10 protein-coding genes are annotated in these 12886 nt (G+C 71.6%); 6 read left to right on the forward strand and 4 right to left on the reverse strand.

Annotated features, from left to right (window positions below):
• The first annotated feature begins 496 nt into the window (after positions 1 to 496).
• The 4 genes from ESZ52_RS06705 (at position 497) to ESZ52_RS06720 (ending at position 8342) form a co-directional block, all read left to right on the forward strand.
• Positions 497 to 2605: a DNA gyrase/topoisomerase IV subunit B gene (locus tag ESZ52_RS06705; protein WP_131104247.1), complete on the forward strand. Its 2109-nt coding sequence runs from the start codon at positions 497 to 499 to the stop codon at positions 2603 to 2605.
• A 231-nt stretch (positions 2606 to 2836) separates the two neighbouring features.
• Positions 2837 to 5263, forward strand: coding sequence for a DEAD/DEAH box helicase (locus ESZ52_RS06710; RefSeq protein ID WP_131106484.1), 2427 nt, complete (start codon positions 2837 to 2839; stop codon positions 5261 to 5263).
• 108 nt (positions 5264 to 5371) lie between these two features.
• A complete protein-coding gene (gene gdhA / locus ESZ52_RS06715; protein ID WP_202865418.1) occupies positions 5372 to 6724 on the forward strand; it encodes an NADP-specific glutamate dehydrogenase in 1353 nt (450 codons plus the stop codon).
• A 13-nt stretch (positions 6725 to 6737) separates the two neighbouring features.
• Positions 6738 to 8342 carry a phytoene desaturase family protein gene (locus ESZ52_RS06720; protein ID WP_131104249.1) on the forward strand — a complete coding sequence of 535 codons (1605 nt, stop codon included), beginning with the start codon at positions 6738 to 6740 and terminating at the stop codon, positions 8340 to 8342.
• Here ESZ52_RS06720 and ESZ52_RS06725 read toward each other — a convergent pair.
• The 3 genes from ESZ52_RS06725 to aroQ form a co-directional block, all read right to left on the reverse strand.
• Positions 8293 to 8478 carry a methionine/alanine import family NSS transporter small subunit gene (locus ESZ52_RS06725; RefSeq protein ID WP_131104250.1) on the reverse strand — a complete coding sequence of 62 codons (186 nt, stop codon included), beginning with the start codon at positions 8476 to 8478 and terminating at the stop codon, positions 8293 to 8295. The two genes, ESZ52_RS06720 and ESZ52_RS06725, sit on opposite strands and share 50 nt — an antisense overlap.
• Complete coding sequence (locus tag ESZ52_RS06730; RefSeq protein ID WP_131104251.1) at positions 8475 to 10094, reverse strand: sodium-dependent transporter; 1620 nt, start codon at positions 10092 to 10094, stop codon at positions 8475 to 8477. Before ESZ52_RS06730 ends, ESZ52_RS06725 begins: the two co-directional genes overlap by 4 nt.
• Before the next feature lie 149 nt (positions 10095 to 10243).
• On the reverse strand, positions 10244 to 10702 hold the full coding sequence (aroQ, locus tag ESZ52_RS06735) for a type II 3-dehydroquinate dehydratase (protein WP_131104252.1): 459 nt from the start codon (positions 10700 to 10702) through the stop codon (positions 10244 to 10246).
• 57 nt (positions 10703 to 10759) lie between these two features.
• On the opposite strand from aroQ, the gene ESZ52_RS06740 reads away from it, so the two are divergent.
• Together ESZ52_RS06740 and ESZ52_RS06745 are read left to right on the forward strand one after the other, a co-directional pair.
• Positions 10760 to 11662: a DUF429 domain-containing protein gene (locus ESZ52_RS06740; protein WP_131104253.1), complete on the forward strand. Its 903-nt coding sequence runs from the start codon at positions 10760 to 10762 to the stop codon at positions 11660 to 11662.
• A gap of 42 nt (positions 11663 to 11704) precedes the next feature.
• Entirely contained in the window at positions 11705 to 12100 is a 396-nt protein-coding gene (locus tag ESZ52_RS06745; RefSeq protein ID WP_131104254.1) for a hypothetical protein, read from the forward strand.
• Here ESZ52_RS06745 and ESZ52_RS06750 read toward each other — a convergent pair.
• Positions 12083 to 12886 (reverse strand): helical backbone metal receptor, encoded by an 804-nt coding sequence (locus ESZ52_RS06750; RefSeq protein WP_238154505.1) that lies wholly within the window; start codon positions 12884 to 12886, stop codon positions 12083 to 12085. The genes ESZ52_RS06745 and ESZ52_RS06750 overlap by 18 nt on opposite strands.

Genomic DNA, 12886 nt, shown 5'->3' on the forward strand with positions numbered 1-12886 from the left:
CGCGATGCCCGGTCTTTGTGCCCCCGCCCCAGGGTGTTTCGCTGTCCGCGTAAGTCTGCGGGCCATCGGGGCTGCCCCGGGCCGCCGGCCGCACGAGCGGCAGGCCACGGGTTCGTCGGAGCAGAAGGCGCAGCGCGCCCCGTTCGTCGCCCGGTCCTTCGGCGGCGAGTGACCCGAGGGAGCACGGCAAAAGGCCCGACCGAACACGGCAAAAGGCCCGACCGGACACGGGAAAGAGCCCGACCGGACACGGGAAAGAGCCCGGCCGGACACGGGAAAGGCTCGACCGAACCCGGGAAAGAGCCCGACCGGCGCCGCCGCCTGTGCAGGGAAACCGGCCGGCTGCAGGGGATATATCCCCTGCGCGGAAGGAGTTTCGTTGCACAGGGCGCCCGCCGCAGCAGCGCGGCAGCCGCTGGAGTGGCTGGAGTGGCTGGAGCGGCTGCGTCGACGCGCCTACCGCCGCCTGTCAGACCCTCGCGTTACCCTGCCGAACGTGACGACACAGGACTACTCCGCCCGGCACCTGCAGGTCCTCGAGGGCCTGGAGGCGGTGCGCAAGCGCCCGGGGATGTATGTCGGGTCCACCGACGAACGCGGCCTCATGCACTGCCTGTGGGAGATCATCGACAACGCCGTCGACGAGGCTCTGGGCGGGCACGGCGACCGGATCGAGATCGTGCTGCACCCCGACGGGTCGGTCGAGATCCGCGACCGGGCCAGGGGCATCCCGGTCGACATCGAGCCGCGCACCGGCCTGTCCGGCGTCGAGGTCGTCTTCACCAAGCTCCACGCCGGCGGCAAGTTCGGCGGCGGGTCCTACGCCGCCTCCGGCGGTCTGCACGGTGTGGGTGCCTCGGTGGTCAACGCGCTGTCCGCCCGTCTCGACGTCGAGGTGGACCGGGCCGGCAAGACCTACGGCATGAGCTTCCGCCGGGGCGAGCCGGGGATCTTCGACGACGGACGCAAGGAGCCCTCGCCGGATGCTCCCTTCACGCCCTTCGAGAAGAGCAGCGAGCTCGCGGTCGTGGGCAAGGCGCGCCGCGGGGTCACCGGCACGCGGGTGCGCTACTGGGCCGACCCGCAGATCTTCCTGGCCACCGCGCAGTTCAACTACGACGAGCTGGTCATGCGGGCCCGCCAGACCGCCTTCCTGGTGCCCGGCCTCACGGTGGTCATCCGCGACGAGCGCGGCCTGCCCGGCACCCCGGCCGAGGACGGCCCGCACGAGGAGACCTTCGCCTACACCGGCGGGATCGCCGAGTACGCCGAGTACCTCGCCCCCGACCAGCCGGTCACCGACGTCTGGCGGCTGCAGGGCTCGGGCCGGTTCAACGAGACCGTCCCGGTCCTGGACGACCGTGGCCACATGGTCACCCGGGAGGTCGAGCGCGAGTGCGAGGTGGACGTCGCCGTCCGCTGGGGCACCGGCTACGACACGACGATGCGCAGCTTCGTCAACATCATCGCCACCCCCAAGGGCGGCACCCACGTCGCCGGCTTCGAGCAGGCCGTGATGAAGGTCTTCCGCAAGCAGCTGGAGGTCAACTCCCGCAAGCTCAAGGTCGGCAACGACAAGGTCGACAAGGACGACATCACCGCCGGGCTGACCGCGGTCGTCACCGTGCGGCTGGCCGAACCGCAGTTCGAGGGCCAGACCAAGGAGGTGCTCGGCACCAGCGCCGTGCGCGCGATCGTCTCCCGGGTCGTGGAGCAGGGGATCACCGAGCGACTCACCAGCACCCACCGGGGGGACAAGGCCCAGGCCTCGCTGCTGCTGGAGAAGGTCGTGGCGGAGATGAAGTCGCGCATCTCGGCCCGCCTGCACAAGGAGACCCAGCGCCGTAAGAACGCCCTGGAGTCCTCCTCGCTCCCGCCGAAGCTGGCCGACTGCCGCACCAACGACACCGCCCGCAGCGAGCTGTTCATCGTCGAGGGCGACAGCGCCCTCGGCACCGCCAAGCTGGCCCGCTCCAGCGACTACCAGGCGCTGCTGCCCATCCGCGGCAAGATCCTCAACGTCCAGAAGGCCTCGGTCCAGGACATGCTGTCCAACGCCGAGTGCGGCGCGATCATCCAGGTGATCGGCGCCGGCTCCGGGCGGTCCTTCGACCTCGACGCCGCGCGCTACGGCAAGGTCATCATCATGACCGACGCAGACGTCGACGGCGCGCACATCCGCACCCTCCTGCTGACCCTCTTCTTCCGCTACATGCGGCCGCTGGTCGAGGCGGGGCGCGTGTATGCCGCGATGCCGCCGCTGCACCGGATCGAGGTCACCGGTGGCCGCGGCAAGGCCGGTCGGGAGTACATCTACACCTACACCGAGGCCGAGATGCGCAAGAAGCTCGCCGAGCTGGCGAAGAAGGGCCGGACCGTCAAGCAGCCGATGCAGCGCTACAAGGGTCTGGGCGAGATGGACGCCGACCAGCTGGCCGAGACCACGATGGACCCCCGCCACCGCACCCTGCGCCGGATCACCCTGGCCGACGCGGCCCGCGCCGACGAGGTCTTCGACCTGCTCATGGGCTCGTCGGTCGCCCCGCGCAAGGACTTCATCGTGGAGTCCGCGCACGTGCTGGACCGGGAGCGGATCGACGCCTGAGCCGGGCGTGCAGACAGCTGCGTGGACAGCGTCCGTGTACAGATGGACCGTTCGACTCCGGTAGACTAGGACGACGCGCTCGGTCTCCCGAGCGCCTCTGACGCCCCGGGACGATCCGTTCCCGGAGGCCCATGCGGGTGCCGTAGCTGCACCTGGAGGTCGGTCCGGTCACGTCCACAGCGACGTCGAGGCGAGAACCACCTCGATGAACCTGAAGTGAGTGAGCCGATCATGGCCAAGCCCATCCGTTCTGCTGCCCCCGGCAAGAAGCCGCGGCATACCCCTGCACAGAAGAAGGCCGCCCGCGAGGCGCGGGAGAAGCAGGCCCGCGCCCAGCTCAAGGGCCGCCGCACCGACCGGCGCAGCGAGCGCTACCCGGACGACCGGCCGCGTCGTGACGACGGTGATGCCGGCAAGGCCCGCTGGCGCGACCGCGACGAGGCCGACCCACGGGGCCGCGGCGAGCGTGCCGAGCGCCGTGACCGCGGCGACCACCGACGCGACGACAACCGTGCTGCCGGTGGCTATGACCGTCGGGAGCACCGCGGTGGCTACCAGGGTCGTGACGAGCGCGGCGGTCACGACCGCCGCGAGAACCGTGGCGGCTACCAGCAGCGGGACGACCGTGGTGGTTTCCGGGGTCGGGACGACAACCGTGCTGCCGGTGGCTATGACCGTCGGGAGCACCGCGGTGGCTACCAGGGTCGTGACGAGCGCGGCGGTCACGACCGCCGCGAGAACCGTGGCGGCTACCAGCAGCGGGACGACCGTGGTGGTTTCCGGGGTCGGGACGGCAACCGGTCCGGTGGCTATGACCGGCGGGACAACCGTGGTGGCTACCAGGGTCGGGACGACAACCGGTCCGGTGGCTACGACCGTCGGGACAACCGCAGCGGCTACCCGTCGCGCGACGACAACCGTGCTGCTGGCGGCTACCAGCGCCGCGAGGAGGGTGCGGGATACGCCCGCACCGAGCACACCTGGCGCGCACGCCGCGACGAGCGGGAGGGGCGCCCCTACGAGCGCGGCCGCCACGAGGGCCGCAGCTGGGACGAGAACCGGCGCCGTGACGACCGCCGCTGGGAGCGTCGCGACGACCGGCCGGGCCGGGAGGTCGAGCCGGAGCGGGCCACCTTCGAGGACGCGGAGGTCGAGCGCGACGAGGCCGACGCGGCATACCAGGAGCGGCAGGCCGCCGGTCTGGTCGAGGACGCCACCGCCCAGGTGACCGAGGACAACGGCTTCGCCAGCTTCGGGCTGCACGAGGACCTCGTGTCCGCGCTGGCCCGGGTCGGCATCACCCAGCCGTTCCCGATCCAGGCCGCGACCATCCCCGACGCGCTCGCCGGCCGGGACCTGCTCGGCCGGGGCCAGACCGGTTCCGGCAAGACGATGGCCTTCGGGCTGCCCCTGCTGCACCGGCTCACCGGTCGGCCGCGGGCCGTGCCGCACCGGCCACGGGCGCTGATCCTCAGCCCCACCCGCGAGCTGGCCATGCAGAGCGTGGACGCACTGGCCCCGCTGATGCGGGCCGTGGACAAGCGCTTCCTGCTGGTCGCGGGCGGTATGTCGTACACCCCCCAGCTCAACGCCCTGGACAAGGGGGTCGACGTGCTCGTCGCCACCCCGGGACGCCTCATCGACCTGATCGAGCGCGGCGCCGCAGACCTGTCCGAGGTGGAGGTCACCGTCCTGGACGAGGCCGACCACATGGCCGAGATGGGCTTCGTGGAGGCCATCCAGCAGGTCCTCGACCTGACCCAGGCCGGCGGCCAGCGGCTGCTGTTCTCCGCGACCCTGGACCACGGGGTCGACAAGATCGCCAAGGCCTACCTGCAGGACCCGGTGACCCACTCCACCGACGACGCCACGGCCAGCGTGACCACGATGGAGCACCACCTCTTCCTCGTGCACCCGCACCACAAGAAGCCGATCACCGCAGCCATCGCCAACCGGTCCGGCCGCACCATCGTCTTCTGCCGCACCAAGCTCGGGGCGGACCGGATCGCGCTGCAGCTGCGCGAGTCCGGCGTCTTTGCCGCGGCCCTGCACGGCGGGCTGAACCAGGCCCAGCGCACCCGGGTGCTGGACGCCTTCAAGGCCGGCACCCTCCCGGTGCTGGTCGCCACCGACGTCGCCGCCCGCGGCATCCACGTCGACGACGTCTCCCTGGTCCTGCAGGTGGACCCGCCTGCGGACCACAAGGACTACCTGCACCGCTCGGGCCGCACAGCCCGGGCCGGTGACACCGGCGTCGTGGTGACCCTGGCGCTGCCGCACCAGAAGCGGCAGGTCTCCCGCCTGCTCGACGCCGCGGGTGTGCAGGCCGAGCCGCAGGTCGTCGCCCCGGAGGACACCGCGGTCATCGAGACCGCCGGCGGGTCCGTCCCCGAGCGCGAGCCCATCCCGCAGAGCGAGCTGGACGCGATCCTGCGTCCCCCGCGCCGGGGCCGGGGCGGGCGTCCCGGTGGCCGGCCCGGTGGTCCGCGTCAGGGCGACCGGCGGCAGGGTGGCTACCGAGGCTCTCGGGACGGTGGCTCTCGGGAGGGCGGCTACCGAGGGTCCCGCGAAGGCGGGTCCCGCGAGGGCGGCTACCGCGGCTCCCGCGAGCGCTCCGGCGGCTCCGACGGCCGTCCGGACTGGCGCCCCCGCGGCTGACGCACCGCTGCTCGCGCAGCCGCTCCTCGGCTGAAGCACCCATCGGCCCCGCCTTCCACGGCGGGGCCGATGGCATACTTATGCATTCTCAGGCATAGGATGCCGCTCATGTCCAGCACCATCGACTCAAGGCTCCAGCACATCTACAAGCTCGTGCTGCGGCGCAACCCCGGGGAGAGCGAGTTCCACCAGGCGGTGCAGGAGGTCCTCTCCAGCCTCGGGCCGGTCGTCGACCGCCAACCCCACTACCTGGCCGAACGGGTCATCGAGCGGCTCTGCGAGCCGGAGCGGCAGATCATCTTCCGGGTCCCGTGGACCGACGACCACGGCCAGGTGCAGATCAACCGCGCCTTCCGGGTCGAGTACTCCTCCGTGCTGGGCCCCTACAAGGGCGGGATGCGCTTCCACCCCTCCGTGCTGCTGGGCACGGTGAAGTTCCTCGGCTTCGAGCAGATCTTCAAGAACGCGCTGACCGGCCTGCCGATCGGCGGCGGCAAGGGCGGCGCGGACTTCGACCCCAAGGGTCGCTCCGACGGCGAGATCATGCGCTTCTGCCAGTCGCTGATGACCGAGCTCTACCGGCACCTCGGCGAGTACACCGACGTCCCCGCGGGCGACGTCGGTGTCGGCACCCGGGAGATCGGCTACCTGTTCGGCCAGTACAAGCGGATCACCAACCGCTACGAGGGCGGGGTGCTCACCGGCAAGGGCATCGCCTGGGGTGGCTCCCAGGCGCGTACCGAGGCCACCGGCTACGGCACCGTCTTCTTCGCCGACGAGATGGCCAGGCACGCCGGCACCTCCCTGGAGGGCCGCGAAGTGGTCGTCTCCGGCTCGGGCAATGTGGCCATCTACGCGATCGAGAAGGTGCAACAGCTCGGCGGCCGCGTCGTCGCCTGCTCCGACAGCTCGGGGTATGTCGTGGACGAGGACGGGATCGACCTGGACCTGCTCCAGGACGTCAAGGAGGTCCGTCGCGACCGGATCGCCGCCTACGCCAAGGAGCGGGGCGGGAAGTCGCGGTTCGTGCGCGACGGCAGCGTCTGGGAGGTGCCCTGCCAGGTGGCCCTGCCCTGCGCGACCCAGAACGAGCTGGACGAGGACGCCGCGCGGACCCTGGTCGAGAACGGCGTCAAGGTCGTCGCGGAAGGCGCCAACATGCCGTGCACCCCCGGCGCGGTCCGCGTCTTCACCGACCAGGGGGTGCTCTTCGGTCCCGGCAAGGCAGCCAACGCCGGTGGCGTGGCCACCTCCGCGCTGGAGATGCAGCAGAACGCCGCCCGGGACAGCTGGAGCTTCGAGTACACCGAGGAGCGGCTGGGCGAGATCATGCGCAGCATCCACGCCCGGTGCGTGGACACCGCGGAGGACTACGGCCGCCCGGGGGACTACGTCTTCGGGGCCAACGCCGCCGGCTTCATCCAGGTCGCCGACGCCATGCTGGCCCTCGGCGTGGTGTGAACGGGAGCTGCCGATGAGCACGGCTCACGACGTCGTCATCGTCGGCGGCGGGCACAACGGGCTCACCGCCGCCGCCTACCTGGCGCGCGCCGGCCGCTCGGTGCTGCTGCTCGAGCGCTCGCCGCAGCTCGGCGGAGCCACGGTGTCCGCCGAGGCGTTCCCCGGGATGAGCGCCCGGCTCTCCCGCTACTCCTACCTGGTCAGCCTGCTGCCCCGGCAGATCGTGGACGACCTTGGGCTCTCGCTGCGCCTGGCGCGGCGCCGCTACTCCTCATACACCCCGGTGCCGGGCCAGGACGTCGGCCTGCTCGTCGACAACCAGGACCCGGCGGCGACCGCAGCCTCCTTCGCCGCCGTCGGCGCTGCCGAGGACGGCCCCCGCTGGGAGCAGTTCTACTCCCGGGTGGGGCGGCTGGCCGAGGCGTGGTGGCCGACGATGACCGCGCCGCTGCGCACCCGCGCCGAGCTCGCCGAACTGGTCGGGGACCCCGGTCTGGTCCGCGACTTCACCGAGCGGCCGCTGGGCGAGGTGATCGAGGAGACCTTCCGCCACGACCTGGTCCGCGGTGTCGTCCTGACCGACGGGCTCATCTCCACCTTCGCCGACGCCCACGGCGCCGATCTACGGCACAACATCTGCTTCCTCTACCACGTCATCGGCGGCGGCACGGGGGACTGGGACGTACCGATCGGCGGCATGGGCCAGGTCTCCGACCAGCTCGCCGACGTCGCTCGTGCCGCGGGCGCAGAGTTGCGCACCGGCGCGACCGTGACCGCCGTGGAGGAGGGTGCGGTCACCTGGGTCGACACCCGCCCGCAGGGCAGTCCGGGGGCAAGTTGGGGGGCGGAGCCCCCCGACCGAGAGGGTATGCCGCACCGGGCCACGGCGGGGACCGTCCTGTGGGCCGCCGCACCGGCCGTGCTCGACGGGCTCGCGAACGGGCAGGGCGTGCAGGGGGAGCGGGTCGAGGGGGCGCAGGTCAAGGTCAACCTGCTGCTCTCCCGGCTGCCCCGGCTGCGGGACCGGGAGGTGGACCCGACGGCCGCCTTCGGCGGCACCTTCCACATCAACGAGACCTACAGCCAGCTGCAGGACGCCTACCGCACCGCGGCTGCCGGACAGGTGCCGAACCCGATGCCGGCCGAGATCTACTGCCACTCGATCACCGACCCCAGCATCCTGAGCCCGCAGCTGCAGCAGGCCGGCGCGCACACGATGACCGTCTTCACCCTGCAGACGCCGGACCGGCTGCTGGACGGGCGCGAGGAGGAGGCGCGCGCTCAGCTGGAGCGGGCGGTGCTGGACTCGCTGTCCTCGGTCCTGGCCGAGCCGATCGAGGACGTGGTCATGCGTGATGCGCAGGGCCGGCTGTGCGTCGAGACGAGGACGACCCGCGACCTGCAGGACAGCCTGGCGATGCCCGGCGGCAACATCTTCCACGCCCCGCTGACCTGGCCGTGGGCGGAGGACGACGCGCCGCTGGACACGCCCGCGCGCAGGTGGGGCGTGGACACGGCATACCCGGGTGTCCTGCTCGCCGGGGCCGGCTCCCGCCGTGGGGGCGGGGTCAGCGGTCTGGGCGGCTACCACGCCGCCCGCGCCGTGCTCGACGGCTGACGTCGTCCGCCGGCACGAGGTCGGGATCCTCGGTGGCCACCTGCGGCCGCGCGCGCATGAACAGGATGCTGGCGACGAGCCCGCCCCAGACCAGCACCATCGAGACGACCATCATGATGACGGCGGGAGTGCTCATCGGGGTTCCTCCTGCTCGGGAAGGCGGGGTCGCAAGATGTCGGACGTGGTGGACGACCCCGGCTGGAGAAGGGATGCGGGTTCTTCCTGCAACGGCGGCCACGGTACGAACTCGGGCTCATCGCGGCCCCGCCACGGCACGAGGGTGAGCAGGATCGCGGCCAGCACGACCAGTCCGATCACGCCCCAGCCGAAGGTGTTGAGGAACCACTGCGGCAGCTCCTCGTAGCCCTCGGTGATCAGCGTGCGCACGCGCTCGTAGAGCATGTAGCCCAGGTAGATCGGGGCCAGCGCGCCGACCAGCAGGATCCACCACCAGCCGACCTTGAAGGTGGAGACCGCGTTGAGGTGGGCCTTGAGGGTCGGACCCTTGCGGAGCACCCAGACGACCAGGACCGTCATCGCGATCGCGGAGAAGACGATGCCGACGTTGTTGGCCCACTGGTCCACGGTGTCCAGCGCGAGCAGCGCGGAGGTGGTCGAGAACAGAGCCAGGGACAGCACGGCGCAGGACAGGCACACCACGAGCGCGGAGCCCTTCTGGCCCAGCCCGAACTTCTCTCCCACCGAGGCGGCGACGCCGAGCAGGATCGAGATGATCGAGGTGAAGCCAGCCAGGGTCAGCGACCCGAAGAAGATCGCCCCGAAGAACGTGCCGCCCGGCATCTGGCTGATCACCGCCGGGAAGGTGACGAAGGACAGGATCGGGCCGGTGAGGCCGGGCAGCTCCTCGATGCCGATGGAGGCCTGGTTGGCCATGAAGCCCAGGGTGGCGAAGACCCCGATGCCGGCCAGGATCTCGAAGCTGGAGTTGGCGAAGGCGACGATCAGGCCGGAGGAGGTCATGTTGGCCTTGCGCCGCTGGTAGGAGGAGTAGGTCACCATGATGCCGAAGGCGATGGACAGGCTGAAGAAGATCTGGCTGTAGGCGGCGATCCACACCGCCGGGTCGGTCAGCGCACCCCAGTTGGGGGTGAAGAAGGCGTCCAGCCCCGTGGTCGAACCGGGCAGGGTCACCGCCCGCACCACCAGTGCGAGGAAGGCCACGAAGAGCAGCGGGATGCCGATGACGTTGACCCGTTGGACGCCGGCGGTCACGCCGAGCGCGATGACGACCAGGACCGCGAGCCAGACGAGCACCAGCGGGATGGCCACCCCAGGCACGATCGTGGCGGAGATCTCCGGGTCACCGACCTTCAGGTACTCCCCGGTGAAGAAGGTGCCGGTGTCGTCACCCCAGCGCAGGTCGAAGGAGAAGACGAAGTAGCTGAGGGACCACGCGATCACCGCCGCGTAGTAGACGGCGATGACGAACGACAGCCCGATCTGGAACCAGCCCAGGGTCTCGGCCGGTCTGGCCATCCGCCGGTAGGCCAGCGGCGCCGCGGCCCGGTAGCGGTGCCCGATCGCGTAGTCGAGGAAGAGGATCGGGATCCCGGCCGTGAGCAGCGCGACGAGGTAGGGGATGAGGAAGGCGCCCCCGCCGTTCTCGTAGGCCACCCCCGGGAAGCGCCAGATGTTGCCCAGGCCCACCGCGGAGCCGATGGCGGCGAGGATGAACCCGGTCGAGCTGGTCCAGGTCTCGCGCTGCCGGGGCGCCCTGCTCGTGCTCGTCATCTAAGGGAGTGTGACCCTGCCGTGACCGGGCGTCAAGCGTTTCCGACCGGCGTCACGCGGTGCTCCGCTGTGGCGCGTGTTCCGTCGGGCTCTTAGGCGTGTTCGGTCGGGCCTTTGGCGTGTTCGGTCGGGCTCTTTGGCGTGTTCGGTCAGGCGTGGAGGCGGCCGGGGGACCTGCGCGCCAGGAGGTCCACGGCGTACCCGTAGCCGTCGATCCCGGCGCCGGCGATGACCGCCACGGCGACGGGGGAGAGGTATGAGGTGTGCCGGAACGCCTCGCGCGCGTGCGGGTTGGAGATGTGCACCTCGACGACCGGCAGGCTGGTCGCGCGGACGGCGTCGAGCAGGGCGACCGAGGTGTGGGTGTAGGCGCCGGCGTTGAGGACGCAGCCGACGACGTCGGGGTCGGTGGCTGCCTCGTGAAGAGCGTCGACCAGCCCGCCCTCGTGGTTGGTCTGGTGGCAGGTCACCTCCAGCCCGTGCCGGCTCGCCGCCTGCCCGCACAGCGCCTCGACGTCGGCCAGCGTGGCCGTGCCGTAGACCTCGGGCTCGCGGGTACCGAGCAGGTTGAGGTTGGGGCCGTTGAGGACCAGGATGCGGCGGGTCATGAGGACAGGGTGGCACAGCCTGATCCGGTCGCGGAGAGGCCGGTTACGCTGTGCCGCATGGGCTTCACGCAGTGGTGGCGTCGGATCACCGGCAAGGGCAATGACGACAAGGCAGGCAAGGGCGGCAAGGGCGGCGCTCCCGCCAGCGGCGCCAGCGGCGGCAAGGGTGGCAAGGGTGGTGCCGCCAAGGGGGTCAAGGCGGGGCCCGGGGCGCCTGACCACCTCAAGGGGGTCGCGCAACCCAAGGGCAAGCTCGGACGGATGCCGCAGCCGGACCGCTCGCGCCCCGTGCTCGGGGTGGACTCCACCCGGAGCGGGTGGCTCGGCGCACTGCTGGAGAGCGGCGGCCACGGCACCCCGCACCTGATCGCCGCGAGCAGCCTGCAGGAGCTGCTGGAGAAGGCCGGTGACGTCGCGGTGGTGGCGGTGACCGTGCCGCTGGGGCTGCCGGACGAGGGCCGCCGGGAGGCCGACGTCCAGACCCGGCGCTTCCTCAGGGACCAGGGCTCGACCGTGCTGACCACGCCGGTGCGCGACGCCGTCTACGCCATCAGCCACAGCGAGGCCAACGCCTTCAACCGGGCCGCGAGTGGCTCCGGCGTGTCGTCGGAGGCCTGGGACCTGCGCCGCCGGATGCAGGAGCTGGACGCGTGGGTGCGCCAGGACCTGCCGGCCCTCGTGGTCGAGACGCACCCCGAGGCGGCTTTCGCCACGCTGGCGGGCGCGCCGCTGACCTCCCGCCGCCGCACGGGCGACGGCGCCGCGGAGCGGCGTTCGCTCCTGGCGACCGGCGGGGTCTACCTCCCGACCAGCGCCCCGCACGGGATCGCCACCGACGACGTGCTGGACGCCTGCGCAGCAGCGTGGAGCGCCCACCGGGTCAAGAACGGCGAGGCCACCACCTTCCCCGGCGAGCCGCAGCGCCACTCCGACGGGATCCCCGCGGCGATCCACGTGTGACGCCTGTGAACTGAGCTCCCGGCGTTTGGGACAATGGGAGACATGAAGAACTCCCACTGGTCCCTCATCGTCCTGCGCGTCGCCGCAGTCCTGGCCTCGCTCCTCGCGATCTTCCAGATGTTCTCCGGCTTCGGCTGGGCCGGTCCCTGGGCGTGGCACGGGCGTTCCGGAGAGCTGGGGTTCGTCCTGGCCCTGGTCGCCGCGGTCGGTGCCTTTGTCTGGTCCCGCCGCAGCGGCAACAAGGGCCTGTTCATGCACGCGGCCGGGATGGCCGTCATCGGCCTGGTACAGATGGCGCTCGGCTACATGTCGGTCACGTTGGTGCACCAGAGCATCGGCGTGTTCTACCTGCTCGGGATCGTCGCCCTGGCGACGCTGTCGTTCCGCAAGCCCGGTGCCGAGCTGACCCGCACGGAGCCCTCAGCCGTCCAGCGCTGACAGCTCCCGGTGGGCCTCGATCATCGCGGGGCCGTACCAGGTCAGCAGTCGACCGCTCACCAGACGGGTCGGGGTGCGGGTGAACGCCTCCGGCCCGTCGTCGTCGGTGAAGACGTAGGGCTCGTCCGGCAGCAGCACCACGTCGGCGCCGGCCGCGTCGATCTGCTCGGCCGTGACCGTGGGGTAGCGGGACGACCCCGCGTCGAGGACGTTGTCCAGGCCCAGGACCCGCAGCAGGTCACTGGTATAGGTGTCCGGGCCCACGACCATCCACGGGTCGCGCCAGATCGGCACCGCGACGCGCCGGCGCTCGGCGGTCGGGCCACCGGCCCGGCCCCACAGCCGTTCGACCTCAGTGAGCCACTCGGGCTCCTCCCACGCCAGCACCTGGGTGAGGAGCGAGCGCAGCACCCGGAGGGCGTCGTCGACCGACTCGACCACGCCGACCCAGACCGGGACGCCGGCCTCGCGCAGCCGGCGCACGTCCAGCTTGCGGTTCTCCTCCTGCACGCACACCACCAGCTCGGGAGCGAGCGCCTCGATCGTGCGCCGGTCGGGGTTCTTCGTGCCCCGGACCCGGGTGACGTCGAGGTCGGCCGGGTGGGTGCACCAGTCGGTGACCCCGACCAGGGCCTCGGGCCGCGTCGCCGCGAGCGCCTCGGTGAGGGAGGGGACGAGCGAGACGACGCGGGTCACCGCGCCGGCCGGGAGCGTGACCGTGGCGCCCAGGTCGTCGGTGACGGTGCGGGAGGCGCTGTCCACGGAGCGGGTCGCCGGTGCTGGCAC

It is taken from the genome of Ornithinimicrobium sufpigmenti (assembly GCF_004322775.1).
In the GTDB taxonomy this organism is placed as follows: domain Bacteria; phylum Actinomycetota; class Actinomycetes; order Actinomycetales; family Dermatophilaceae; genus Ornithinicoccus; species Ornithinicoccus sufpigmenti.

Coding starts and splice junctions, on each gene's coding strand:
- ESZ52_RS06710 (WP_131106484.1), top strand. CDS start 2,837: ATGGCCAAGCCCATCCGTTCTGCTGCCCCCGGCAAGAAGCCGCGGCAT.
- gdhA (WP_202865418.1), top strand. CDS start 5,372: ATGTCCAGCACCATCGACTCAAGGCTCCAGCACATCTACAAGCTCGTG.
- ESZ52_RS06720 (WP_131104249.1), top strand. CDS start 6,738: ATGAGCACGGCTCACGACGTCGTCATCGTCGGCGGCGGGCACAACGGG.
- ESZ52_RS06725 (WP_131104250.1), bottom strand. CDS start 8,478: ATGAGCACTCCCGCCGTCATCATGATGGTCGTCTCGATGGTGCTGGTC.
- ESZ52_RS06730 (WP_131104251.1), bottom strand. CDS start 10,094: ATGACGAGCACGAGCAGGGCGCCCCGGCAGCGCGAGACCTGGACCAGC.
- aroQ (WP_131104252.1), bottom strand. CDS start 10,702: ATGACCCGCCGCATCCTGGTCCTCAACGGCCCCAACCTCAACCTGCTC.
- ESZ52_RS06740 (WP_131104253.1), top strand. CDS start 10,760: ATGGGCTTCACGCAGTGGTGGCGTCGGATCACCGGCAAGGGCAATGAC.
- ESZ52_RS06745 (WP_131104254.1), top strand. CDS start 11,705: ATGAAGAACTCCCACTGGTCCCTCATCGTCCTGCGCGTCGCCGCAGTC.